The sequence below is a fragment of the Pseudomonas sp. ATCC 13867 genome, assembly GCF_000349845.1.
In the GTDB taxonomy this organism is placed as follows: Bacteria; Pseudomonadota; Gammaproteobacteria; order Pseudomonadales; family Pseudomonadaceae; genus Pseudomonas.
This window is the reverse complement of sequence record NC_020829.1, coordinates 5,355,044-5,378,530: the sequence shown is the minus strand read 5'-3', so window position 1 is coordinate 5,378,530 and position 23,487 is coordinate 5,355,044. Positions and strand designations below refer to the sequence as shown.

The 23,487-nt window shown below is 66.8% G+C and carries 29 protein-coding genes; 11 read left to right on the top strand and 18 right to left on the bottom strand.

Translation table 11 applies throughout. The annotated features are described in order from the left end of the window. Positions 1-106 precede the first annotated feature (106 nt). Positions 107-532: a secondary thiamine-phosphate synthase enzyme YjbQ gene (locus tag H681_RS24090; RefSeq protein WP_015479515.1), complete on the top strand. Its 426-nt coding sequence runs from the start codon at positions 107-109 to the stop codon at positions 530-532. 78 nt (positions 533-610) lie between these two features. Next, positions 611-943 (top strand): transcriptional regulator SutA, encoded by a 333-nt coding sequence (sutA, locus tag H681_RS24085; RefSeq protein WP_015479514.1) that lies wholly within the window; start codon positions 611-613, stop codon positions 941-943. A gap of 223 nt (positions 944-1,166) precedes the next feature. On the opposite strand, the gene H681_RS24080 is transcribed toward sutA, so the two are convergent. From H681_RS24080 to lptM, 6 genes are all read right to left on the bottom strand, one after another. Beyond that, positions 1,167-1,859, bottom strand: coding sequence for an HAD family hydrolase (locus H681_RS24080; RefSeq protein ID WP_015479513.1), 693 nt, complete (start codon positions 1,857-1,859; stop codon positions 1,167-1,169). Next, entirely contained in the window at positions 1,856-2,773 is a 918-nt protein-coding gene (xerC, locus tag H681_RS24075; RefSeq protein WP_015479512.1) for a tyrosine recombinase XerC, read from the bottom strand. Before xerC ends, H681_RS24080 begins: the two co-directional genes overlap by 4 nt. Positions 2,774-2,861: 88 nt before the next feature. Next, positions 2,862-3,563: a DUF484 family protein gene (locus tag H681_RS24070; RefSeq protein ID WP_015479511.1), complete on the bottom strand. Its 702-nt coding sequence runs from the start codon at positions 3,561-3,563 to the stop codon at positions 2,862-2,864. 52 nt (positions 3,564-3,615) lie between these two features. Beyond that, positions 3,616-4,446 carry a diaminopimelate epimerase gene (gene dapF / locus H681_RS24065; RefSeq protein ID WP_015479510.1) on the bottom strand — a complete coding sequence of 277 codons (831 nt, stop codon included), beginning with the start codon at positions 4,444-4,446 and terminating at the stop codon, positions 3,616-3,618. A 13-nt stretch (positions 4,447-4,459) separates the two neighbouring features. Next, positions 4,460-5,707, bottom strand: a complete 1,248-nt coding sequence (lysA, locus tag H681_RS24060) for a diaminopimelate decarboxylase (RefSeq protein ID WP_015479509.1) — start codon at positions 5,705-5,707, stop codon at positions 4,460-4,462. An 11-nt stretch (positions 5,708-5,718) separates the two neighbouring features. Next, complete coding sequence (gene lptM, locus H681_RS24055) at positions 5,719-5,859, bottom strand: LPS translocon maturation chaperone LptM (protein WP_015479508.1); 141 nt, start codon at positions 5,857-5,859, stop codon at positions 5,719-5,721. Positions 5,860-6,012: 153 nt separating this feature from the next. On the opposite strand from lptM, the gene H681_RS24050 reads away from it, so the two are divergent. From H681_RS24050 to rnk, 4 genes are all read left to right on the top strand, one after another. Beyond that, positions 6,013-7,074 (top strand): AraC family transcriptional regulator, encoded by a 1,062-nt coding sequence (locus H681_RS24050; protein WP_015479507.1) that lies wholly within the window; start codon positions 6,013-6,015, stop codon positions 7,072-7,074. Further along, entirely contained in the window at positions 7,071-7,406 is a 336-nt protein-coding gene (gene cyaY, locus H681_RS24045; RefSeq protein ID WP_015479506.1) for an iron donor protein CyaY, read from the top strand. The genes H681_RS24050 and cyaY overlap by 4 nt, the downstream gene beginning before the upstream one ends. Further along, the gene (locus H681_RS26150; protein ID WP_015479505.1) at positions 7,384-7,590 is read left to right on the top strand and encodes a DUF1289 domain-containing protein; all 207 of its coding nucleotides are present in this window, start codon (positions 7,384-7,386) and stop codon (positions 7,588-7,590) included. Before cyaY ends, H681_RS26150 begins: the two co-directional genes overlap by 23 nt. A 170-nt stretch (positions 7,591-7,760) precedes the next feature. Further along, positions 7,761-8,165 carry a nucleoside diphosphate kinase regulator gene (gene rnk, locus H681_RS24035; RefSeq protein ID WP_015479504.1) on the top strand — a complete coding sequence of 135 codons (405 nt, stop codon included), beginning with the start codon at positions 7,761-7,763 and terminating at the stop codon, positions 8,163-8,165. 47 nt (positions 8,166-8,212) lie between these two features. Here the strand turns inward: rnk and H681_RS24030 are convergent, their stop codons facing one another. From H681_RS24030 to H681_RS24020, 3 genes are all read right to left on the bottom strand, one after another. Then, positions 8,213-11,062, bottom strand: a complete 2,850-nt coding sequence (locus H681_RS24030) for a class I adenylate cyclase (RefSeq protein WP_015479503.1) — start codon at positions 11,060-11,062, stop codon at positions 8,213-8,215. A gap of 92 nt (positions 11,063-11,154) precedes the next feature. Further along, positions 11,155-11,388, bottom strand: coding sequence for a TIGR02647 family protein (locus H681_RS24025; RefSeq protein ID WP_015479502.1), 234 nt, complete (start codon positions 11,386-11,388; stop codon positions 11,155-11,157). 68 nt (positions 11,389-11,456) lie between these two features. Continuing rightward, positions 11,457-11,732 (bottom strand): hypothetical protein, encoded by a 276-nt coding sequence (locus H681_RS24020; protein WP_015479501.1) that lies wholly within the window; start codon positions 11,730-11,732, stop codon positions 11,457-11,459. 87 nt (positions 11,733-11,819) lie between these two features. Here H681_RS24020 and H681_RS24015 point away from each other — a divergent pair, with 87 nt between their 5' ends. Both H681_RS24015 and ppk2 read left to right on the top strand, forming a co-directional pair. Next, a complete protein-coding gene (locus H681_RS24015) occupies positions 11,820-12,788 on the top strand; it encodes a magnesium transporter CorA family protein (RefSeq protein WP_015479500.1) in 969 nt (322 codons plus the stop codon). A 164-nt stretch (positions 12,789-12,952) separates the two neighbouring features. Further along, the gene (gene ppk2 / locus H681_RS24010; RefSeq protein WP_162140841.1) at positions 12,953-13,834 is read left to right on the top strand and encodes a polyphosphate kinase 2; all 882 of its coding nucleotides are present in this window, start codon (positions 12,953-12,955) and stop codon (positions 13,832-13,834) included. A gap of 4 nt (positions 13,835-13,838) precedes the next feature. Here ppk2 and H681_RS24005 read toward each other — a convergent pair whose 3' ends face one another. Beyond that, positions 13,839-14,606 carry a hypothetical protein gene (locus H681_RS24005; RefSeq protein WP_015479498.1) on the bottom strand — a complete coding sequence of 256 codons (768 nt, stop codon included), beginning with the start codon at positions 14,604-14,606 and terminating at the stop codon, positions 13,839-13,841. Positions 14,607-14,749: 143 nt separating this feature from the next. Then, positions 14,750-15,439: a Crp/Fnr family transcriptional regulator gene (locus H681_RS24000; RefSeq protein ID WP_015479497.1), complete on the bottom strand. Its 690-nt coding sequence runs from the start codon at positions 15,437-15,439 to the stop codon at positions 14,750-14,752. Positions 15,440-15,513: 74 nt separating this feature from the next. Between H681_RS24000 and H681_RS23995 the strand changes: the two genes are divergently transcribed. Next, on the top strand, positions 15,514-16,038 hold the full coding sequence (locus H681_RS23995) for an Mpo1 family 2-hydroxy fatty acid dioxygenase (RefSeq protein WP_015479496.1): 525 nt from the start codon (positions 15,514-15,516) through the stop codon (positions 16,036-16,038). 6 nt (positions 16,039-16,044) lie between these two features. On the opposite strand, the gene H681_RS23990 is transcribed toward H681_RS23995, so the two are convergent. Next, entirely contained in the window at positions 16,045-16,833 is a 789-nt protein-coding gene (locus tag H681_RS23990) for an MmyB family transcriptional regulator (protein ID WP_015479495.1), read from the bottom strand. Between the two features lie 144 nt (positions 16,834-16,977). On the opposite strand from H681_RS23990, the gene H681_RS23985 reads away from it, so the two are divergent. Further along, entirely contained in the window at positions 16,978-17,379 is a 402-nt protein-coding gene (locus tag H681_RS23985; RefSeq protein WP_015479494.1) for a hypothetical protein, read from the top strand. Positions 17,380-17,484: 105 nt separating this feature from the next. Here H681_RS23985 and H681_RS23980 read toward each other — a convergent pair whose 3' ends face one another. Together H681_RS23980 and H681_RS23975 are read right to left on the bottom strand one after the other, a co-directional pair. Continuing rightward, positions 17,485-18,075, bottom strand: a complete 591-nt coding sequence (locus H681_RS23980) for a 2-hydroxychromene-2-carboxylate isomerase (RefSeq protein ID WP_015479493.1) — start codon at positions 18,073-18,075, stop codon at positions 17,485-17,487. A gap of 35 nt (positions 18,076-18,110) precedes the next feature. Beyond that, positions 18,111-18,842, bottom strand: coding sequence for an SDR family oxidoreductase (locus tag H681_RS23975; protein WP_015479492.1), 732 nt, complete (start codon positions 18,840-18,842; stop codon positions 18,111-18,113). Positions 18,843-18,933: 91 nt separating this feature from the next. On the opposite strand from H681_RS23975, the gene H681_RS23970 reads away from it, so the two are divergent. Beyond that, positions 18,934-19,515, top strand: coding sequence for a TetR/AcrR family transcriptional regulator (locus tag H681_RS23970; RefSeq protein WP_015479491.1), 582 nt, complete (start codon positions 18,934-18,936; stop codon positions 19,513-19,515). 95 nt (positions 19,516-19,610) lie between these two features. Here the strand turns inward: H681_RS23970 and H681_RS23965 are convergent, their stop codons facing one another. The 4 genes from H681_RS23965 to H681_RS23950 all read right to left on the bottom strand — a co-directional run bounded on the left by H681_RS23965 (position 19,611) and on the right by H681_RS23950 (position 23,446). Then, the gene (locus tag H681_RS23965) at positions 19,611-20,600 is read right to left on the bottom strand and encodes a sulfate/molybdate ABC transporter ATP-binding protein (protein WP_015479490.1); all 990 of its coding nucleotides are present in this window, start codon (positions 20,598-20,600) and stop codon (positions 19,611-19,613) included. Positions 20,601-20,610: 10 nt separating this feature from the next. Beyond that, positions 20,611-21,483 (bottom strand): sulfate ABC transporter permease subunit CysW, encoded by an 873-nt coding sequence (gene cysW / locus H681_RS23960; RefSeq protein WP_015479489.1) that lies wholly within the window; start codon positions 21,481-21,483, stop codon positions 20,611-20,613. A 10-nt stretch (positions 21,484-21,493) separates the two neighbouring features. After that, positions 21,494-22,312, bottom strand: a complete 819-nt coding sequence (gene cysT / locus H681_RS23955; RefSeq protein ID WP_015479488.1) for a sulfate ABC transporter permease subunit CysT — start codon at positions 22,310-22,312, stop codon at positions 21,494-21,496. A 123-nt stretch (positions 22,313-22,435) separates the two neighbouring features. Next, a complete protein-coding gene (locus H681_RS23950) occupies positions 22,436-23,446 on the bottom strand; it encodes a sulfate ABC transporter substrate-binding protein (protein ID WP_015479487.1) in 1,011 nt (336 codons plus the stop codon). Positions 23,447-23,487 lie beyond the last annotated feature (41 nt).

The window sequence follows — 23,487 nt, the reverse complement described above, 5'->3', positions numbered from 1 at the left end:
GGGTTCGTGCATGTTCGACGAAGGGCGCCCTCGGGCGCCCTTTGCTTTTTTGAACATCACGCTAGAATGCGCGCGCATCACCGCTTCAGACGGAGGTCAGCCCGCCATGTGGCAGCAGAAGTCCATCACCCTGCACCCGCGTCCGCGAGGTTTCCACCTGGTCACCGACGAGATCCTGGCCGCGCTGCCGGAGCTTGCCAGGTGCCGGGTCGGCCTGCTGCACCTGCTGTTGCAGCACACCTCGGCGTCGTTGACGGTGAACGAGAACGCCGATCCCTCGGTGCGCCGTGATTTCGAGCGATTCTTCAATCGCCTGGTACCGCAGGGCGAGGGCGGCTATGAACATGATTACGAAGGCCCGGACGATCTGCCCGCGCACTTCAAGGCCAGCCTGCTGGGCTGCCAGCTGACCCTGCCGATACAGGATGGCCACTTGGCAATGGGCACCTGGCAGGGTATCTATCTCGGCGAGCACCGTGACCACGGAGGCCCGCGCAGGATACTGGCGACCTGGCAGGGCGAGCTTGTATGAATTTTTTCCGGCTGCGTTCGTCAAAGCGCGCAGCTGGGCTATAACTAACGTGCTTTGCAGCACCACAGAGGTTGAACAATGAGCGACGAAGAACTGGAACAGGACGAGCTGGACGGCGCTGACGAGGACGATGGCGAGGAGCTCGTCGCAGCGGACGACAGCGACGCCGAAGCAGACAGCGGCGATGGGGATGAAGCCCCTTCTCCCAAGGGCGGTGGCAAGAAAGCCAAGGCCGCTGCGGAAGAAGAGGAACTGCCCTCGGTCGAAGCCAAGCAGAAGGAGCGCGATGCCCTGGCCAAGGCGATGGAGGATTTCCTCAATCGTGGCGGCAAGGTGCAGGAGATCGAACCCAACGTGGTCGCCGATCCGCCCAAGAAGCCGGATAGCAAATACGGCAGCCGCCCCATCTGATATCCGACGCGACATGAAAAAGCCCCGCCAGTCCCGAGAGGGAGTGGCGGGGCTTTTTCATGGCCGTCTGTTGAGTGTATTGCCGTCTCCTGGCCTGAGCACCTAGCTCAACCAGTTGGGTAGCTGCCCTTGTAGGAGCGAGCTTGCTCGCGAACCGCCCAACATCAATGTGACCGGGAAATCCTGTTCGCGAGCAAGCTCGCTCCTACGAAGAGCCAAAGCCTCAGAGCTTCGCCAGAACTCCCGGCAGCTCGGAAAGGTTGTGGATGATCGCGCTGGGCTCCTCCTCGCCGTCCCAGACCTTGCGAGCCGGGTTGAACCAGATCGCCTTCATGCCCGCGCGTCGCGCGCCGGCGATGTCGTCGCTGGGGTGGTCGCCGATGTGCACCGCGTGATCCGCCGCCACGCCCCCGCGCTTGAGCGCTTCCTGGAACGGATGCGGATCCGGCTTGCCGACGCCCAGTTCCTCCGCGCACAGGGCGAACTGGAAGTAGTCGGCCAGGCCCAGCCGACGCACGTCGGCATTGCCGTTGGTGAGTACGCCGAGGATGAACTGGTTGGCCAGCCGCTCCAGCGTCGGATGCACCTCGGGGAACAGCGCCACCTGATGCCGCGCGTGGAGGAAGGTCTGGAAGCCGGCTTCGGCCAGGTCGCCGGCCTCGGCCTGTGGATAACCGGCATCGAGCAGCGCGTGGAACAGGATGCGCCGGCGTAGCTCGCTCAGGCGGTGCCTGAGCATCGGGTCTTCGCCCAGCAGGCGCGAGCGGATCGCCCACAGGTGTTCGATGGGGACCGGGCCGAGCTGTGCGGCATTCACCGCCAGCCATTCGCGCAGGGTGGCTTCCGCGCTGTTCATCACCGGGGCGACGTTCCACAGCGTGTCATCGAGGTCGAAGGTGACCAGACGGATACTCATTCTTCAGCTCCCGGCTCGCCGTCGGGTTTGCGGCGCGCCCGCGGGTGCGCCTGGTCGTAGACCGTGGCGAGGTGTTGGAAATCCAGGTGGGTGTAGATCTGCGTGGTGGCGATGTCGGCATGGCCGAGCAGCTCCTGTACGGCGCGCAGGTCCTGCGATGACTCCAGCATGTGGCTGGCGAAGGAGTGCCGCAGCATGTGCGGGTGCAGGTGCTGGCCGAGCTCGCGTACGCCGGCCTGGCGCACTCGCAGTTGAATGGCGCGCGGCGTCAGGCGCTTGCCGCTGCGGCCGATGAACACCGCGTTGTCCTGCGGCGAGACCAGCGCGCGCAGGGGTAGCCAGGCTTCGATGGCCTGCCGCGCGGCGCGGCCCACGGGCAGTTCGCGCACCTTGTTGCCCTTGCCGTGCACGCGTACCAGGCCTTCCTTGAGGTCGAGCCATTCCAGATCGAGGCCGACCAGTTCGGACAGGCGCAGGCCGGAGGAATAGAACAGCTCCAGCACGGCCTGGTCGCGGCGGGCGATGAAGTCGTCCTCGACGCCACCGTCGAGCAACTGTGCGGTACGGTCGGTGTCGAGGGTGCGCGGCAGCTTGCGCGCGCCCTTGGGGGCGGACAGGCCGTCCGCCGGATTGTGCCGGCAGCGCCCTTCGCGGATCAGGTACTGGAACAGCCCACGGGTCGCCGAGAGCAGGCGTGACAGGCTGCGGCTGGCGAGGCCCTGCTGGTGCAGGCGGGCGACGAACAGGCGCAGATCGCGCACCTGCAGCGCCGGCCAGACGGTGATCGAGGCTTTCTCGCAGAGCGCGGCCAGGCGCAGCAGGTCGCGGCGATAGCCGTCGAGGGTATGGACGGACACCTGGCGTTCGCTGCGCAGGTGTTCCAGGTAGGCATCGATGCCAGCTTCAAGCGTCAAAAGCTACAAGCTCCAAGTGAAAAGCGCCGTTCCCACCCACCGTACTGCGACCGCTTACGGCTTGCAGCTTATAGCTTGCGGCTTCGCGCTAGCGCACCGAACGCAGTGGCGTGGCGAAACGCGGCAGGACCCGCGCGAGGACTTCGGCGACGTAGCCCAGGAACAGGGTGCCCAGCGAGCTCTTGTAGTGTTGCGGGTCGGGGCTGCCGATCGCCAGCACGCCGTGCAGGCCCTGGAAGGTCAGCGGCACCACGGCGGCGGAGCCGACCTGCTCGCGTTCGTTTTCGCAGAACAGGAAGGCCAGCTCGTGGGGGCGCAGCACGCCGCTCACGGTCTTGCCGCCCGACAGCAGGCCGCCGATGGCCTGGTGCGCTTCGGCGCTGCTCACCGAGCGGCCCACCGGCAGGTTGTTGTCGCTGAACAGGATCAGGCTGACGTAGGGCACCTGAAATTCGTGGCGCAGGCTGTCCTCGACGGTGCTGACCACGTCTTCCAGGCTGGTGGCGTCGAGCAGGTCGAGCACCAGCCGGCGGGTCTTGTCGAACAGCCGGTCGTTGTCGCGGGCCACGTCCATCAACTGCGACAGTCGATGGCGCATCTCGATGTTGCGCTCGCGCAGCAGGCGCACCTGGCGCTCCACCAGCGACACGGCATCGCCCGGCTGGTGCGGGATGCGCATCTCCGGGATCAGCTCGTCATGGTCGACGAAGAACTCAGGGTGCCGACGGAGATAGTCGGCGACCTGGTCGGCTTCGAGGGTAACGGTGGGTTCCTGCGGAGTATCGGTCATAAGCGTCCCGGTTTATTGCCTGCGCCTGTTCATGCGGCGTTGGAAACAGGCCTTATAGACGTACCTGGCCTTCGAACACCCGCACCGCGGGCCCGGTCATCATAACGGGCTGACCCGGTCCTGCCCACTCGATGGACAACCGTCCGCCGGGAAGCTCGATCTGCACCGGCGATTGCAGCCAGCCCTGGCGGATGCCGGCGACCGCGGCGGCGCAGGCGCCAGTGCCGCAGGCGAGGGTCTCGCCGACGCCGCGTTCCCAGACGCGCAGGCGCGCCTGGTTCGGGCTCACCACCTGCAGGAAACCGATGTTGGCCTTCTGCGGGAAGCTTTCGTGGACTTCCAGTTTCGGACCCAGGGTGCGCACCGGGGCGCTGTCCACGTCATCCACGCGCAGCACGCCGTGCGGGTTGCCCATGGAGATCGCCGCCAGCTGATAACTCTGGCCGTCCACTTCAACGCCGTAGCTCAGCGCCTCGGCGTCGGCCTGGAACGGCACCTGCTCGGGCGCCAGGTGCGGCGCGCCCATGTTCACGGTGACCTGGCCGTCGTTGGCGATGGTCAGCTCGATCATCCCGCCCTTGGTTTCCACGCGGATGCTCTTCTTCGCGGTCAGGCGCTTGTCGATCACGAAGCGGGCGAAGCAGCGCGCGCCGTTGCCACACTGTTCGACCTCGCTGCCGTCGCAGTTGAAGATGCGGTAGCGGAAATCCGCCTCCGGCGTGCTCGGCGGCTCGACGATCAGCAGTTGATCGAAACCGACCCCGAAATTGCGGTCGCCCCACTGTTTCACGTGGCGCGGTTGCACATGGGCGTGCTGGCTGACCAGGTCCAGGACCATGAAGTCATTGCCCAGCCCATGCATCTTGGTAAAGCGCAGAAGCATCGTCGTCTCGGCCTCAGTCCGGCAGCAGGCTTTCGCCGGCGAACAGCTCTTGTATCGTCTCGCGGCGACGCACTTCGTGCGCGGCCGAGCCATCCACCAGCACCTCGGCGGCGCGGCCCCGGGTGTTGTAGTTGGAACTCATCACGAAACCATAGGCGCCGGCCGAACGTACGGCCAGCAGGTCGCCTTCTTCCAGGACGAGACTGCGATCCTTGGCGAGGAAGTCGCCGGTTTCGCAGATCGGCCCGACCAGGTCGTAGGCGCGCGCTTCGCCATCGCGGGCGACGACCGGCGTGACATCCATCCAGGCCTGGTACAGCGCCGGGCGGATCAGGTCGTTCATCGCCGCATCGACGATGGCGAAGTCTTTGTCTGGGGTGTGTTTCAGGTACTCGACGCGGGTCAGCAGCACGCCGGCGTTGGCGGCGATGTTGCGGCCCGGCTCGAACACCAGCGCCAGCGGGCGGTTGCCCAGGCGCTCGCGCAGGGCGCGGATGTACTCGGCAGGCGCAGGCGGCGTTTCATCGCGGTAGCGCACGCCGAGGCCGCCGCCCAGGTCCAGGTGGCGGATGGCGATGCCGCGCGCGGCGAGGCGATCCACCAGCGCCAGCAGGCGGTCGAGGGCGTCGAGGAAGGGTTCCAGGCTGGTCAGCTGCGAGCCGATGTGGCAATCGACGCCGATCACGTCCAGGTTCGGCAGCTGCGCGGCGCGGGCGTAGACCGCCTCGGCGGCGTCGATGGCGATGCCGAACTTGTTTTCCTTCAGGCCCGTGGCGATGTACGGGTGGGTCTGCGCGTCGACGTCCGGGTTCACCCGCAGGGACACCGGTGCCTTCACGCCCAGCTCGGCGGCGACCCGCTGCAGGCGCTCGAGCTCGACGTCGGATTCGACGTTGAAGCAGTGCACGCCGACCTGCAGGGCGCGGCGCATGTCCTCGCGGGTCTTGCCGACGCCGGAGAACACCACGTTCGCCGGATCGCCGCCGGCGGCCAGCACGCGCTCCAGTTCGCCACGGGAGACGATGTCGAAACCTGCGCCCAGGCGCGCCAGCACGTTCAGCACGGCGAGGTTGGAATTGGCTTTTACCGCGAAGCAAACCCGATGCTCGACGCCCGCCAGGGCATCAGCGTAGGCGCGGTATTGCTGCGTCAGGTGCGCGCGGGAGTAGACGTAGGTCGGCGTGCCGAAGCGCTCGGCGATTGCCGACAGCGGCACGTCCTCCGCGAACAGTTGCCCGTCGCGGACGGTGAAGGCGTCCATCGGAGCTGCCCTCAGAGACCGTAGCGGTCCTTGCTGTGTTCGCTCTTGGCCTTCTCGTCGTCCGGCAGGTACAGCGGACCTTTCTGGCCGCAGCCGGCCAGCGCGGCGGTCAGCACGGCCAGCGCTACGAAGGGAAGCAGCAGTCGCTTCATGGCGGAATCCTTGTAATAAAGCGTCAATTGGACCGGAGTATACCGACCCCCCGCCGCCTTGCCTATTCAAGCGGACTCCCGCCTGGCGGGGCTTGCGGGTCGCGCGGGGCGGGCAACTGGCCCTATGATTGCGGACAAAAAACGGAAAGCCCGATGGACTATCGCGATCCCCTGCCCAGTTCGGTGTCGGTGGCCTACCTGCAGGGCCTCGTGGAGCATCTGCAACGTCTGGATGTCGAGCCGGCGCGGCTGCTGGCGACAGTGCACCTGGAACCCTCGATCCTCGCCCAGCGCGACCAGCGCATCGCCGCCAGCGCGTACCTGGAACTGATCGGCGCCGGCGTGCGGCTGAGCGGCGACGACAACCTCGGCCTGCACCTGGGCGAGGCGGTGCGTCCCGGCTACTACGGCGTGCTCGGCTACCTGATCATGAGCTGCGCGACCCTCGCCGAGGCGCTGCACCGCCAGGCCCGCTACGCCGCGCTGGTGGGCAACCTGGGCCGCGTCGAGCTGGCCGACGAGCCACCCCGCGCGGGCTTCGAGGCGCTGGTGAAGCACAGCTGGGAGCCGCTGCTGCCACAGCAGCAGCGGCAGATGAGCGAGGAGACGCTGGCCGGCTGGGTCAGCTTCGGCCACTGGCTCAGCGGTGTGGACGAACCCCCCGTCGAGGTGCGTTTCCGCCACGGCGCGCCGACCGATACCCGCGAGCACCAGCGCATTTTCCGCTGCCCGGTGCTGTTCGATCAGCCGGACAATGCCCTGGTTTTCCCCAGGCGCCTGCTTTCGCTGCCCCTGGGCCAGGCCGACGCCCAGGTGCAGCGCACCCTGGACGCCTACGCCGAACGCCTGCTGGCACAGATCAACAAGGGCGACAGCGTGCTCGATCGCGCGCGCCTGGAGCTGGCGCGCCAGTTGCCGGAGCAGGGCGCGGACCTCGAACGCCTGTCGCAGACCCTCGCCCTGAGCCCGCGCACCCTGCAGCGCCGCCTGCGCGATACCGGGCTGTCGTTCAGCGACCTGGTGGACGAAACCCGCCAGCAACTGGTGCTCCACTACCTGCGCGACCCGGCGCTGGACAATGCCGACCTCGCCTACCTGCTGGGTTTCAGCGAGGCCGGCTCGCTCGCCCGCGCATTCCGGCGCTGGACGGGGCAGAGTCTGGGCCAATACCGGCGTAAACTGGTGCCTTTGACCGATCCCGAGGACGATGCATGAGCACTTTGAGCGAAGCCCGCTTCCATGACCTGGTGGACGCCGTACAGGTAACGGTGGAGGACGCCTTCGACGACAGCGACCTGGACGTGGACCTGGAGAATTCCAGCGGCGTGCTGACCGTACGCTTCGAGAACGGCACCCAGCTGATCCTCAGCCGCCAGCCTGCCCTGCGCCAGCTGTGGGTGGCGGCGCGCTCCGGCGGCTTCCACTTCGACTACGACGAATCCGGCTCGCTGTGGATCAGCGACAGCACCCGCGAGCCGCTGGGCGCGCTGCTCAACCGCGCCACGCTGGAGCAGGCGGGTGAGGATGTCGACTTCCCCGGCATCTGAACCGAGGGCGAGCGCCGCCTCGCCGTGCTGCCGGCGCTGCTGCCTGGACGAGGCGGATGTCTGCGTCGGCTGCGGCCGGACCCTGGGCGAGATCCTGGAGTGGAACGAGGCGGACGGCGAGCGCCGCCGGGCGATCCTGGCGGACTGCGAAAAGCGCCGAAACAACCACTTGCCGAAGTGCTGACGGGACGGTGTTGCTTATTTTCTGCACTGTGTTAGTGTCCGGAAAAACCCCGCCTTAGGGCGGGGTTTTTTCATTTTTCCGAATACCCGATCGCTTTCACCACAAGATTGAACCAGGGCCCCGAACGCGCGAGCGTCCGGGGCTCTCCTGTAAGGAGACTGCCAACCATCATGACCACGACACCCATCACCGTTACCCGACTCGACCTGCAACGTCTGGAGCGCCTGCTCGACAGTCTGGATGAGTACGGCCCCGCTGCCGAAGCGCTGGAAGCCGAGCTGTCCCGTGCCACGGTCGTCGGCCACGACGAGGTACCGCCGGGCGTGGTCACGATGAACTCCACCGTGCGCTGCCGCGAGGAATGCAGCGGCAAGGAATACCACCTGACGCTGGTCTACCCGGCCGATCTCGGCGGCGAAGGCAAGGTGTCGATCCTGGCGCCGGTCGGCACCGCGCTGCTGGGCCTGACCACCGGCCAGAGCATCGATTGGCCGGCGCCCGGCGGCAAGACCCTGAAGCTGACCCTGCTGGAAGTGGAATACCAGCCGGAAGCGGCCGGCGATTTCGATCGCTGATCCGCCGCCTGCTCGATGCCTCTCCACCGGGTGCCTGGCGCGGCCGTTCAGGCCTCGGCCAGTGCCCGGTTCAGTGCCTGCTCCAGGCTCTGCTTGTAACGCAGGAAGTGCACCGTCTGTAGTTCGCCGCCATCCTGCATCGCCGTCAGGTCGAGGTCGGTGATGTAGCAGGGGTAGCGTTCCTGGCCGCTGCGCTGGCCAAGGATGTGTTTCGCCACCGCCTGGAACAGCCCGTCGCCGTACTCCAGTTCGGAGAACTCGCGGTGGTTGCAGTACAGCGTGGTGCGCGCGCGCTGCCCGTCACCGGGCTCGATGATCGCCTGCACGTTGTAGTACGGCAGCGCCTCCAGCGCCTGCGGGGCGCTGCGCCGTTCGATCCGCCGCGTGCGCGGGTGCCCGTTGGGCAGCACCTCGTAGAAGAGTATTTCCGCACCCACCGTGCCCTGGCCTTCCTGCAGCGGCAGCATCGCGTTGCGCCGATATTGCACCGACTGCAGGAAGCGCTGCAGCGGCAGCAGCAGGCTCTCCTCGCTGTCGTAGGGCTGGCGGCGGCGCCAGAGCGCGTTGCGCTCGTCGAGAACGCTGATCTCGGCATGACCTTCGTCCAGGCGATAGAACACCTGGACGCAGTCGACACGGCCCAGCGGCAGGATCAGCGCCAGGTCTTCGCCTTCCAGGGCGTGCCGGTCCAGTTGCAGGAAGCCGCCGCCCTGCGGGGTGTCGCCCAAATGTTCGATCAGCGCCGGCAGCCCTTCCACCACCCGGTGGCTGACCTCGCCGGGGATCAGTTGCAGCAGGTGGAAGTGTTGCCGCACCTGCAGCAGGTAGCGCCCGCCGCGTCCGCCGGCGAGCTGCCCGTGGGCATCGCGGATCAGGTCTTCCACGCGCTGGGCGATGGCTACCGCGCGGTTGCGGCAGAAGCAGCGCACCAGCAAGCGTGGCGGCGGGGCGTCGGCGGGCAGGCCGTTGAGGAAGTCGCGCAGGCAGTCGAGCAGTGCGTGGGGGCCGGCGAAGCGGTTGACCACCAGCTCGTTCCAGCTGTTCAGGGTGAGCTGGTCGAGGGTCAGTACCAGATTGTCGCGCACGCCGGAGTAGCCGAGGGCGTCGGTGCGCTCGGTGGTCATGTGCACGTTCATCTGGCTGTGTTGGCGCAGCGGGTCGAGGCCGACGTTCACCAGGATCAGCGTCTGCGCCGGTACGCTGCTGCGCAGCAGGGCGCTTTCCGGCACCTCGGCGAGCGGCAGCGGGAAGGCCTGTTGCAGGCAGCCCAGCAGGTTCTGCAGCTCGAACTCGCTCAGGTCGCTGGCGCCCGGTTGCAGGGACAGGCGCGTGGTGGCGTCGATCACGCCGTTGCGGTGACTCCAGGCCAGCAGCTCCATCAGGTCGCGGGCGCGGCGCAGCGGGGCGAAGTCGGCCATTTCCTGCAGCGACAGGCTGCCGTTGAACAGCGCCCAGGACGGCGGCTTGCCGGCCTCGCTGGCGGGCAACTGGGCGAGGGTGAGGGTGTCTTCTGCGAGGTCCGGCGCGATGCCCGGGTTGATGAACTCGACCTTGCCGGCCTTGCGCTCGAAGGCCGCGTACAGGCGGCGGCCGAGCACGCTCAGGTCGCGCGGGTTGATGCCGCTGGCGGCCTGTTGCAGGCGGGCGAACTGCGAGAGGAAGCGGAAGCTGTGGGTCAGTTCGTTGACCAGTGCGCGGCGTTCCAGCAGCACCTGGCGGACTTTCCACTGGCTGCGGCTGTCGAGCAGGCCGTAGGTGCGGCTGTCCCAGTTCCATTCGGCGGACAGGCGCTCCATCAACGAGCGCTGCCAGCTCTTGCGGCCCAGGCGCGGCGGTCGGCTGAGCTTCTTGCCAACCTTCAGGTACAGACAGCGGCGGATCAGCTCCAGGCGCTCCCGTTCGCCGCGCGCCGCCAGGTACTCCTCCAGGCGGCGGTAGAGCATCACGTAGGGGTCGAGCTCGTCCTCGTCGAGCCGGCCGGAAAAGATCGCCTGCTTGTAGCGCAGGCTCAGGCAGGCGCCGTCCGGGTGCTCGCTGGCGTAGACCTCGGTAAGCAGGAGTTTGAGCACCGACTTGTAGGGCGACTCGATGCCCTTGAACAGTTGCCACATGCCGGCGCCGATGAACTCGCCCGGTGGGATGCGCGCCAGGTGGCCGAGGTCGAGGACTTCGTCGGCGCGGATGAAGCGTTTGCTCAGCAGGGTTTCGCAGTATTCGGCATAACGACCTTCCTCGTAGACCGGCACCAGCCACCACAGCGGTGTGCGACCGCCGAGCCAGAGGGCGGTGCGGTAGAACTCGTCGAGCAGCAGGTAGTGCTGGCTGGTGCCGCAATCGTCGGAGGTCAGGCGGGCGTCGCGCGCGCCCTGGGCGAAGCGCTGCGGCTCGATGAAGAAGCAGTGCACTTCGGCGCCCTGGGTGGCGGCCCATTGTTCCAGCAGGTCGCACTTGCGGCGCAGTTCGCCCAGTGCCTGCGGGGAGAGGTCGGCGGCGTGGCAGATCCACAGGTCCAGATCGCTCTGCTCGGCCTGGGCGACGGTGCCCAGGCTGCCCATCAGGAACAGGCCGTGGATCGGCAAGGCCGGGTTGCCGCGACGCGGCTTGTAGCTGAAGGAGCGGGTCAGGCGCTGGGCCTCGGCCAGGAGCTCGTCGTCCGGGACGAAACCGGACAGGCCCGCCGGCGTTGCGGCCGACACATAGCCGGGGAGCAGCGGATGATTGACGTCCAGCAGCAGCGGCAACAGGCGCAGCACCAGTTGCTGGCGGCTGGACAGCGCCTCGCTGGCGCGTCGCAGGCGGCCGGCGTTGACCTTGAGGAAGCGCTGGCGCAGCTGTGCCAGTACCTTGCGGTCGATGCCGTCGTCGATGTCCGGGCGAATCTCGGGGGGGAGCGTCATGGCGTACTGCTGCCTGGCCAGCGGCGCCGCATCGGGAGGTGCGGCGCCCGGAAATTTGCCAGGTTATCGCCCGCTCGTGGCGAATCTTGAGGTCAGCCGCGCAGGATGCCCAGCAGGACCTGGGCGTGCTCGGCGGCGTCGAGCCCCAGGCTGGTCAGGTAGCCGCCGTCGGGTTTGTCGATCAGGCCCTTGGCGTGCAGCCGTTCGGCGGCGGCGACCGTGTCCCGCGAGGCGTCATGGTGGACTTTCAAGCCCGCCTGGCTGTTCTCCAGATCGAAGAGCGCCAGCAGGTCCAGTTCCGCAACCATATCTTTCGTGAAAGCCATACACCCAACTCCCAATGGTCAATGAGGCCCCAGTGTAGTCCCAAGTCCGGCCCGTTCGGCAAGCGCCGTCACTCATCCTCGCCGGGCAGGGTCGGCAGCGCGCGCAGCGCCTGCTCGTACCATTCGCCGTCGAAGGCGCGGTCTTCGGCCAGCATGGCCTCGATCTCATGGGCGAGCACCAGGGCCATCAGGTGCAGGGCGTCCTCGCGTTCGTAGCCGACCAGGGAGAGTTTGTTGAATACCGCGCGGGCGGCCGGCGGGCTCTCGCTGTCGATCTGGTTCTCGATGGCCTGGATCAGGGTTTCCTCGGCGAAGGACTCTTCGCCGTCGTCTTGGTCGGTCATCGCATTGCTCTCCGATGGGCTTGTGAAGCGGCGGGAAGTTGGCCAACCTGCGGGCAACTTCCGGCTGTGAAAGGATCGTCGGGCGACATGATCACCTATTACACCCTCGTCGGCGACCGCCTGGTGCGCCACAACGGCAACGAATGCCACGGCATGCCCAGCGATACCCTGTGGATCGACCTGTTCCAGCCCACTCCCGAGGAGGAGCAGTTGCTGGAGTCGATCATCGCGGTGGACGTACCGACCCGCGAGGAGATGGCCGAGATCGAGGACTCCTCGCGCTTCTACGAGAACAACGGCGCGCTGTACATGACCACCACCGTGGTCGGCGGCATCCGCGAGCACAAGCCGAGCACCTCGGAGGTCACCTGCGTGCTGACCCCGCACTGGCTGGTGACGGTGCGCTACACCGACCTGCTGGCCTTCCGTACCTTCGAGACGCGCACCCAGCGCGGCGGTTGCCGGCGCGCCAGCGATCAGTTGTTCGTGACCCTGATGGACAGCGTGGTGGACCGTATCGCCGACGTGCTGGAAACGGTGCAGAAGCAACTGGACTCGCTGTCCAACGGCATCTTCCGCGAAGGCCAGGCCGAGGGCGGCAAGACCGATCTGCAGGGTATCGTCAAGCAACTGGGGCGCAGCAACTCGCTGCTGTCCAAGCTCAACGAAAGCCTCTTGAGCATCAGCCGGCCGCTGGCCTATTTCCGCCAGGGCAGCAACGGCTGGATCAGCGAGGAGGTGAAGCTGGGCATGAAATCGGTGGAGCGCGACGTGCGCTCGCTCAGCGAGTACCAGTCGAAGATGTCCGGGGAGATCACCTTCCTGCTGGACGCTACCCTCGGCCTGATCAACATCGAGCAGAACAGCATCATCAAGGTGTTCTCCATCGCGGCGGTGCTGTTCCTGCCGCCGACCCTGGTGGGCACCGTGTACGGCATGAACTTCCAGCACATGCCCGAGCTGGCCTGGCTGGCCGGCTACCCGATGGCGCTGGTGGCGATGGTGGTTTCGGCGATCATTCCCTACTACTGGTTCAAGTACAAAGGCTGGCTGTAAGGCGTTGATGCGGGTCAAGAAGGCGCGGCAACACGGGTGCACAGTGGAGAGCCGACCCCGTCTCACAGGAGGAGACCATGCCGCAGCCCGACTCCAACAAGCCCGCTCCCGCCAGCGCACCCACCGTGGGTGGCGAGGAAATCCGCGCGCAAAGCCACGGCCCGGTGGCGCTGACCGTCGCCCTGGCCCCGCGCGGCAGCAACGAGGACTCCACCTCCGCCGAGTTGCCCGCCGGCTATCCCTACCGCCGCCGCCTGCAACGCAAGGAGTACGAGGCACAGAAGGCGCAACTGCAGGTCGAGCTGCTGAAGGTGCAGAGCTGGGTGAAGGAAACCGGCCAGCGCATCGTCGTGCTCTTCGAGGGCCGCGACGCCGCCGGCAAGGGTGGGACCATCAAGCGCTTCATGGAGCACCTCAACCCGCGCGGCGCCCGCGTTGTGGCGCTGGAGAAGCCCAGCGACGCCGAGCGCGGGCAGTGGTATTTCCAGCGCTACATCCAGCACCTGCCCACCGCCGGCGAGATCGTCTTCTTCGACCGCTCCTGGTACAACCGCGCCGGGGTCGAGCGGGTCATGGGCTTCTGCTCGCCGCGCCAGTACCTGGAGTTCATGCAGCAGACCCCGGAGCTGGAGCGGATGCTGGTGCGCAACGGCATCCACCTGCTCAAGTACTGGTTCTCGGTGAGCCGGGAAGAGCAGCTGCGCCGCTTCGTCTCGCGCCGCGACGACCCGCTCAAGCACTGGAAGCTGTCGCCCATCGACATCCAGTCGCTGGACCGCTGGGACGAGTACACCCAGGCCAAGGAGGCGATGTTCTTCCACACCGACACCGCCGATGCGCCCTGGGTGGTGATCAAGTCCGACGACAAGAAGCGCGCGCGGCTGAACTGCCTGCGCCACTTCCTGCACGTGCTGGACTACCCCGGCAAGGACCTGAGGATCGCCCGCGCCCCGGACGACCGGCTGGTGGGCCGGGCCGCCGAACTGGACCGCGACGAGCTGGAGCGCCCGATACCGGCTCCGGTGGCGGAGCCGATACCGGCCTGAGCCCTTACTGCTGGCTGAGCTGCATCAACTGGCCGGACACCGCCCGAGCGTTGCGCTCGACGATGATCGGCGCCCAGGGCCGGCCCGAGGCGCTGACCACCGCGTTGCTCTTGCTGTTCATGTCCTGCAGCGCCGTGCTCAGGTACTCCCAGCGGGTGCGCAGTTTGCGGGTCGCGTCGTTGTCCGGCAGTTGCGCGATGCGCTGCGACAGCAGCGGCACCAGCACGCTCTCGTCCTGCCCCAGGTAGGCCTGGGGCTGCTCGCGCGCCAGCTCCAGGCCGCTCAGGTAGGCGCGGCCCAGGTACTGGGTGGCGAGGAACTCGACCCGTACCGGGAGCTCCCACAGCGGAACCTGGCTGGCGTCGGCGCTGGTCGGAACGAAGCGTTCGATCTGGGTCAGCAGTTCACGCAGGGCGCGGCTGAGGTCCTGGTTGTAGCGCCAGGGCAGATTCTCTTCCTTGGGGCCATAGGAAACGCCATTGCGTATTTGGGTAACGAAGTTGGCGTGGGCCTTCTTCAGCGCCTCGTCGGACCTGGGGTAGATCCTGATCGCCTGGTCCAGCGTGGCCAGGTCCTTTTCCAGCTTGGCCGCGTGGTTTTCCTGGAACCCTTCGCCGCGCAGCAACAGCAGGCTGTTGATCGAGCGGCAGGTATAGACCTGCAGGGTCTGCACCTGCAGTTCGTCGCTGGGCAGGTTGGCGTGGGCGGAGAGGGCGAGAAGTCCGAAACAGCACAGCAGGATACCGCGAAGCACATCGAGCTTTCGGAGCATGGCGGGAGTTTCCTTATTGTTATTGTGTGCCGCGCCAGGCGCCGGGTGCAGGGGTTCGGGTAGCAGCGTCGCGGCTACTCCTAGGCTAGCGCCGAACGCCGTCGCTGCAACCCTCCCAAAGGGGGATTCTTCAGGTCGAATGCCTAGGCATGCGCGGCGTGGCGCAAGCGCTCGCGGTCGAGGATCTCGATCCCGCCGTAGCTCAGGCGCAGGATGCCCTGGGTTTCCAGGTCCCTGAGGATCTGGTTGGTGGTCTGCCGTGACAGCGACAGCATGGCCGCCAACTGCTCCTGCGGCAGGTGCAGCTCGCGCTTGCAGGTGGCCGACTCGCCGTAGCCCTCGGCGATCATCAGCAGGCGCCGGGCCAGGCGCGGCGCGGCCGGCAGCAGCGACAGCTCCTCCAGCACGGCGAAGGTGATACGCAGCTTGTGGCTCATCAGCAGGGCGAAGTCGCGCCAGTACTCCGGGTGTTTCGCCAGCAGCGCTTGCAGTGGCGCCAGGGGCACCTGCAGCAGGGTCGTGGCGCCTTCGGCGCAGGCGTCGTGGGTGCGCGGCTGGCCGTCGAACAGGCAGATCTCGCCGAACCAGTTGGGTGACTCCACCAGCGCCAGCAGCGCTTCCTTGCCGGTCTCGCCGACCACGCTGATCCGCATCGCGCCGTCCACCACGCAATACAGGCCGCAGGGCGCATCGCCACGGGCGAACAGCCGCTGCCCGGCCGGCAGGCGGCGCACCGTGGCGGCGTCGCACAGGGCCTGGCGCAGGCCTGCGGGCAGCGCCTGGAACCAGCGGCCCTCATTGAGGCGGGGCAGGTAGGACTTGGCGTCGGTCATGGGCAATGTCGGCTAGCTGACAGAGTGGGAAGGCGTACGACGCCATCATGCCAGCACCTTGCGGGAGAACAACAATGAAAACGCTCGTCGATCATCTTGCCCAATATGCCGCCTACCACCGTGACCGGCGGAACATCGTCAGCCATTTCATCGGTATCCCGATGATCGTCCTGTCCATCGCCACCCTGTTGTCGCGCCCCGGCGTCGAACTGGCCGGCCTGATCCTGGCGCCCGCCACGCTGCTGGCGCTGGCCTCGGTGATGTTCTACCTGCGCCTGGACCTGCGCTTCGGCGTGCTGATGGCCGCGTTGCTGGGGCTGTCGCTCTGGGCGGGCGCGGCACTGGCCGCCGGTTCCACCGCCTACTGGCTCGCCTGGGGGATCGGCCTGTTCGTGGTGGGCTGGATCATCCAGTTCGTCGGCCACTGGTACGAGGGGCGCAAGCCGGCGTTCGTCGATGACCTCACCGGGCTGATCGTCGGCCCGCTGTTCGTCGCCGCCGAGGCCGCTTTCCTGCTGGGAATGCGCGATGACGTGCGCCACGCCGTGGAAGAGCGCGCCGGCCCGACCTGCATCCGCGAGAAGAAGGCGACCGCCTGATTCCTTTCAGTCCGCGCCGCTGAGCTGGCGCAGGATTCGTGCGCTGTCGGGGTCGGCGGGGAAGAAGGTTTCCAGCGCCAGTTCCGACAGCGTCACGTCCACCGGTGTGCCGAACACCGTGATGGTGCCGATCAGGCTGCAGACGCCCAGCTCCGTCTGCAGCTGCACCGGGATCAGCACCATGTCGCCATTGGCCGCCTCGTCGTAGGGCGGCGCCGGATAGGCCGCCACTTCGTCGCGCAGCGCCGCCAGCGCGGGATCGCCGCTGGCCTCGAAGTCGCGCTGCAGGCGCTCCAGCACATGCGCCTTCCACGCCCCCAGATTGAGGATGCGCGGCGCCAGTCCCTTGGGATGCAGGCTCATGCGCAGCACGTTGATCGGCGGCTGCAGCAGCTCCGGGGCGACGCCGATCAGGAAGATATCCACCGTGCGGTTGGAGGCCAGCAGGTTCCAGTGGCGGTCCACCACCATCGCCGGGTTCGGTTCGTGGGCCTTGAGCAACTGGTCGATGGCCTGCCGGGCCACGGTCAGCGCCGGGTCGTCCAGGCCCCTCTCCGAATACACCGGGGCGTAGCCGGCGGCGCTGAGCAGGCGGTTGCGTTCGCGCAGGGGGATGTCCAGCTGTTCGGCCAGATGCAGGAGCATCTCGCGGCTGGGCAGGGCGCGGCCGGTTTCGACGAAGCTCAGGTGGCGCGTGGAGATCTCCGCGTCGCAGGCGAGATCGAGCTGGCTGAGCCGGCGGCGCTGGCGCCATTGGCGGAGCAGGGCGCCGACCGGTTGGGCTGGATTATTCATGGCTGGACTGGTCATGGCATCGAACGATAGACCCCGGGCCGCGTTGCGGCCATTACCTGGCAGGTAATCGACGTGCGTACGGCTCGGGCGGATTCTGCAGTCACACGCCGCCAACCGGTGGCGATCGTTGAGGGAGATTTCGCCATGACTCTGCTGCAACCGTCCCCGCTGCTTCGCCGTGCCCTGCAACTGGACGCCCTTGCCGGCGGCGCGGTGGGGTTGCTGATGGCGCTGGCCGCGCAACCGCTGGGCCAATTGCTCGGCCTGCCGTTCGTCCTGCTGCTGGTGGCCGGTATCGTGCTCCTGCCGCTGGCGCTGGTGCTCTACTGGATGAGCAACCAGAGCATTCTGTCGCGCACTGGCGTCTGGGCGGTGATCGCCCTGAACGCACTCTGGGTAGTGGAAAGCGTCGCCCTGCTGGTGACCGGCTACGTGCAGCCGACCGCCCTGGGCTACGCCTTCGTCATCGGCCAGGCGCTGGTGGTCCTGCTGCTGGCCGAGCTGGAGTTCTTCGGGCTGCGCCGGTCGGCGGTCCTTGCGCTGTGATGTTCGCGAGCAAGAACTAGGCGTCCCCCTCGCTCCTACGAAGAGCGCATCGGCGCCGACCTGTAGGAGCGAGCTTGCTCGCCAACCGCTTCAAGGAGAAGCGCTTTACGCCAACGCCTCGCGGACGAAATCGAGACGGTCCTGGCCAAAGAACATCTCGCCGCCGACGAACATCGTCGGCGCGCCAAACATCCCGCGCTTGATCGCCACCTCGGTGTTGGCCTTCAGTGCATCCTTCACCTCCTGCTCGGCGGTCAGCGCCAGCAGCGCCTGCGGATCGAAGCCCGCCTCGGCCAGCAACGGGCCGAGCACCGCCGGGTCGCCCAGGTTCAGCGCGTCCACCCACATACCCTTGAACACGCAGGCCAGCAGTGCCTCGAAACGTTCCGGTTGGCGCAGCTGCACGCCGGTGGCGGCGCGCATCAGGGTGAGGGTGTTGATCGGGAAATGCGGGTTCATCTTCAGCGGCACGCCGTAGCGGCGGGCGAAGCGCAGCATGTCGATCATCGTGTAGCGGCCCTTGGCCGGGACGGCGATGGGCGAGGTATTGCCGGTGGCCTGGAACACACCGCCCAGCAGCACGGGGCGATAGACCAGCTCGGCGCCGGCTTCGGCGCAGATCGCCGGCAACTGGGTATAGGCGAGGTAGGAAGTCGGGCTGCCGAAATCGAAGTAGAACTCGACGCTCTTGCTCATGAGTGGCTCTCTTTCTGGTTGTCGTTATGGGCGGATCACCAGCGCTCGATCCACGGGCGCAGGTCCAGCTCGAAGGTCCAGGCATCGCGCGGCTGGCTGTGCAGGTACCAGTAGCTGTCGGCGATGTGCTCGGGGTCGAGGATGCCGTCCTGGTCCTTGAGCTTGTAGCGCTCGGGGAAGGTCTCGCGGATGAATTCGGTATCGATGGCGCCGTCGACCACCACGTGGGCGACGTGCAGGCCCATCGGCCCCAGCTCGCGGGCCATGCTCTGGGCCAGGGCGCGGATGCCGTGCTTGGCCCCGGCGAAGGCGGCGAAGCCCGAGGCGCCGCGCAGGCCGGCGGTGGCGCCGGTGAAGAGGAGCGTGCCGCGCTGGCGCTTGACCATGCGCCTGGCCACTTCGCGGCCGGTGAGGAAGCCGGAGAAACAGGCCATTTCCCAGATCTTGAAGTACTTGCGCGCAGTCTCTTCGAGGATGCTGCACGGCACGTTGGCGCCGATGTTGAAGACGAAGGCTTCGATGGGGCCGATGTCGCGCTCGATGGTTTCCACCAGTTCGATCACCGCCTCTTCCTTGCGCGCGTCGGAGGCGAAACCGTGGGCCTCGCCGCCTTCGGCGCGGATCGCATCCACCAGCGGCTGCAGCTTGTCGGCCGAACGCCGGGTGACGCAGGCGACATAGCCTTCGCGGGCGAAGCGGCGGGCGATGGCGCCGCCGGTGGCGTCGCCGGCGCCGATCACCAGTACGACTTTCTTGTTCTGCGACATCCTCGTTTTCCTCTTTGGTAAACGGTCGTTAGGTAAACGAACGTTATGTTAATCTTCGTCGTATCGTCAACCGTTTCCCGGAGTCGCCCTGATGCGCTACTCAGCCACTCACAAGGAAGAAACCCGCCAGCGCCTGCTCGACAGCAGCGGTGCGCTCGCCAAGCAGGGTGGCTTCGCTAGCACTGGCGTGGATGGGCTGATGAAGGCGGTGGGGTTGTCCGGCGGGGCGTTCTACAACCACTTCGGTTCGAAGGATGAGCTGTTCGCCGCCATCGTCGAGCGCGAGTTGCGGCAGAGCGTCGAGCGGCTGGCGGCCAAGGGCAAGGTGCTCGATCGCGCACGCCTGGAGCGTGGGCTCAAGCGCTACCTGAGTGTCGCCCACTTGCAGGACGCCGGCGCCGGTTGCGCGATTCCTGCCCTGGGGGCGGAGATTGCCCGGGCGGATGAATCGGTGCGGCAGAGCGCCGAGGATGCGCTGGTGGAATTGCAGCAGGCCTGGGCCGAGGCGCTGGGTTCGCCGGAAGACGCCTGGGCGCTGCTGGCGCAGTGCGTCGGCGCGCTGGTGGTGGCGCGGATGGTCGCCAGCGAGAAGACGCAGAAGGCGATCATCGACTCGAGCCGGGACTTCCTGTTGCGGCACCTGGATGAGGCGTCGCAGGACTCAACCCTGTAGGAGCGAGCTTGCTCGCGAACAAACCCCGCTGCGGGGCCGGGTTCGCGAGCAAGCTCGCCTACGAAAAGCGCCGTTGCCCCGGCGCGGGTCGCTGATCAGATATTCGCCACCGGCTGGAACGCCTTCGGCTTGAAGTACAGCGTCTCGCCACGCGCGAGACCGGTCAGGCTGTCGTGGTCCTTCACCACTTCGGCCTCGATCAGCTCGTCCTGGCCGTCGACCTTGAGCGTCACCCGGGTGATCGCGCCCAGCGGGCGGATGTCGCGGACTTCGGCGGCGCGGTGCTCGGCCACTTCGGAGCGCGACAGCGAGATCTCGTGCGGGCGGAACAGCACGTGCTCGTCACCGCCGATGTGCAGGCGGTTGGAGTCGCCGAGGAAGTGGTAGACGAAGTCGCTGGCCGGGTTCTCGTAGACCTCGCCCGGCGAGCCGATTTGCTCGATCACGCCCTTGTTCATCACGACGATGCGGTCGGCGACTTCCATCGCTTCTTCCTGGTCGTGGGTGACGAACACACTGGTCAGGTTGATCTCCTCGTGCAGGCGCGCCAGCCAGCGGCGCAGCTCCTTGCGCACCTTGGCGTCGAGGGCGCCGAAGGGTTCGTCGAGCAGCAGGATCTTCGGCTCCACCGCCAGCGCGCGGGCCAGGGCGATACGCTGGCGCTGGCCGCCGGAGAGCTGCTCCGGGTAGCGGTCGGCGAGCCAGTCCAGCTGCACCATGTTGAGCAGCTCGTGGACCTTCTCGGCGATGCGCGCTTCGCTCGGACGTTCCTTCTTCGGCTTCATGCGCAGGCCGAAGGCGACGTTGTCGAACACCGTCATGTGGCGGAACAGCGCGTAGTGCTGGAACACGAAGCCGACGTTGCGATCGCGCACGTCGTGCTGCGAGACGTCCTCGCCGTGGAACACGATGTTGCCGGCGTCCGGGGTTTCCAGGCCGGCAATGATGCGCAGCAGGGTGGTCTTGCCGCAGCCGGACGGGCCGAGCAGGGCGACCAGCTCGCCGCTGTGGATGTCCAGGTTGATCTCGTTCAGCGCCTTGAAGGCGTGGAAGTTCTTGCTGACGTTACGGATCTCGATGCTCATGGCGTGGCTCTCACTCTTCGTCAGCTTTGACTTTCGTACGGGACAGGCGCGACTCGCTCCACTGCTTGAGCAGCAGGATGACCAGGGCCATCAGCAGCAACAGGGTGGCGACGCTGAAAGCGGCGACGTGGTTGTATTCGTTGTAGAGGATCTCGACGTGCAGCGGCAGGGTGTTGGTGACGCCGCGGATGTGCCCGGAGACCACCGACACGGCGCCGAACTCGCCCATCGCCCGCGCGGTGCACAGCACCACGCCGTAGATCAGGCCCCATTTGATGTTCGGCAGGGTCACGTGCCAGAACATCTGCCAGCCGTTGGCGCCGAGCAGGCGTGCGGCCTCTTCCTCCTGGGTGCCCTGTTCCTGCATCAGCGGGATCAGTTCGCGAGCGATGAACGGGAAGGTGACGAAGAGGGTGGCCAGGACGATGCCGGGCACGGCGAAGACGATCTGGATGTCGTGGTCGCTCAACCACTGCCCGAAGTAGCCCTGGGCGCCGAACAGCAGTATGTAGATCAGGCCGGCGATCACCGGCGAGACCGAGAACGGCAGGTCGATCAGGGTCACCAGGATGCTCTTGCCGGGGAACTCGAACTTGGTCACGCACCAGGCGGCACTGACGCCGAACACCAGGTTCAGCGGCACCGAGATACCCACGGCGATCAGCGTCAGCTTCAGTGCGGACAGCGCGTCGGGTTCCAGGATGGCCTCGAAGAAGGTGCCGAAGCCCTGCTTCAGCGCCTCGCTCAGTACCACGAACAGCGGCAGCAGCAGGAATAGGGTGAAGACCAGCCAGGCCAGGCCGATCAGGGCCCGGCGGCCCCAGACATTGCCCCGGCGAGCAGCGTTGGCAGCGGCCGCGGCGGAAAGGCTTGCGGTACTCATGGCGCGCTCCTCAAGGCGTTTCGATGCGGCGTTGCAGCAGGTTGATCAGCAGCAGCAGGACGAAGGCGACGACCAGCATCAGCACGCCGATGGCGGTGGCGCCGGTGTAGTCGTACTGGTCCAGCTTGACCATGATCAGCAGCGGCAGGATCTCGGTCTTCATCGGCATGTTGCCGGCGATGAAGATCACCGAGCCGTACTCGCCGACGCCGCGGGCGAAAGCCAGGGCGAAACCGGTCAGCCAGGCCGGCAGCAGCGCCGGCAGCAGCACGTGGCGGAACACCTGCAGCGGCTTGGCGCCCAGGCAGGCGGCGGCTTCCTCGACTTCACGCGGGATGTCCGCCAGTACCGGCTGCACCGTGCGCACCACGAAGGGCAGGACCACGAAGGTCAGCGCCAGGGTGATGCCCAGCGGGGTATAGGCGATCTTCAGGCCGATCTCGGTGGCGAAGCGGCCGACCAGGCCGTTGGGCGCGTACAGCGCGGTGAGGGCGATACCGGCCACGGCGGTGGGCAGGGCGAAGGGCAGGTCGATCATCGCGTCGATGATCTTCCGTCCCGGGAAGCGGTAGCGCACCAGCACCCAGGCCAGCAGGGTGCCGATCACGCCGTTGATCAGGGCGGCGATCAGCGCCGTGCCGAAGCTCAGCTTGAGCGCGGCGATCACCCGTGGCGCGGTGATGATGGTCCAGAACTCGCCCCAGCTCAGTTGGGTGGTCTTGAGGAACATGGCCCCCAGCGGAATCAGCACCAACAGGCTGAGATACACCAGGGTGTAGCCCAGAGTCAGCCCGAAGCCGGGTATGACCGGGGAGATGCGTCGTGACATCGTCTGTCCTTTCTCATGAACGCGTTTAGCCCTTGTCTTGGGACCAGGGTTTTTCGTTCCACGCAAGCGGCGCGCCGCCTGCGTGGATCGTGTTGCCCGGCGCGAGGCCGGGCGCCGGGCGCATCACTGCGCCTGGTAGATCGTGTCGAAGATGCCGCCGTCGTTGAAGAACTTGGGCTGCGCGACCTTCCAGCCACCGAAGTCCTTGTCGATGGTCACCAGGTTGAGTTTCGGGAACTGCTGGGCGAACTCGGCGGCGACCTTTTCGTTGCGCGGGCGGTAGAAGTTCTGCGCGGCGATGCGCTGGCCTTCTTCGCTGTACAGGTACTTCAGGTATTCCTCGGCGACCTTGCGGGTGCCCTTCTTGTCGACGGTCTTGTCGACCACGGCCACCGGCGGTTCGGCCAGGATGGACACCGACGGCACGACGATCTCGAAGTTCTCGCCGCCCTGTTCCTTCTTGGCCAGGAAGGCTTCGTTCTCCCACGCCAGCAATACGTCGCCGATGTTGTTGTTGACGAAGGTGATGGTCGAACCGCGGGCGCCAGTGTCCAGAACCGGGACGTGCTTGTACAGGCTCTTCACGTATTCCTGGGCTTTCTCGTCGCTGCCGTAGGCCTTCCTGGCCCAGGCCCAGGCGGCCAGGAAGTTCCAGCGGGCGCCGCCGGAGGTCTTCGGGTTCGGCGTGATGACTTCCACGCCCTGCTTGGTCAGGTCGCCCCAGTCCTTGATGCCCTTGGGGTTGCCCTTGCGCACCAGGAACACGATGGTCGAGGTGTAGGGGGTGCTGTTGTCGGGCAGGCGCGCCTGCCAGTCGGCGGGCAGCAGTTTGCCCAGCTTGTTCAGTTCGTCGATGTCGCCGGCCAGGGCCAGGGTCACCACGTCGGCCTTCAGGCCGTCGATCACGGCGCGGGCCTGCTTGCCGGAGCCGCCGTGGGACTGCTGCACGATCAGGTCGTCGCCGCCCTGGGCCTTCCAGTGCTTGATGAAGGCGGCGTTGTAGGCCTGGTACAGCTCGCGGGTCGGGTCGTAGGAAACGTTCAGTAGTTGGGTCGCGGCGGATACCGGGCCTGCGACCAGTGTGGAAACCAGTGCGCTGGCCAGGGCGGCCAGGGCGAAACGGCGGATGGACATGTGCAGCTCCTGAAAAAATGCGGTCTTCTAGTGTTTGTCTG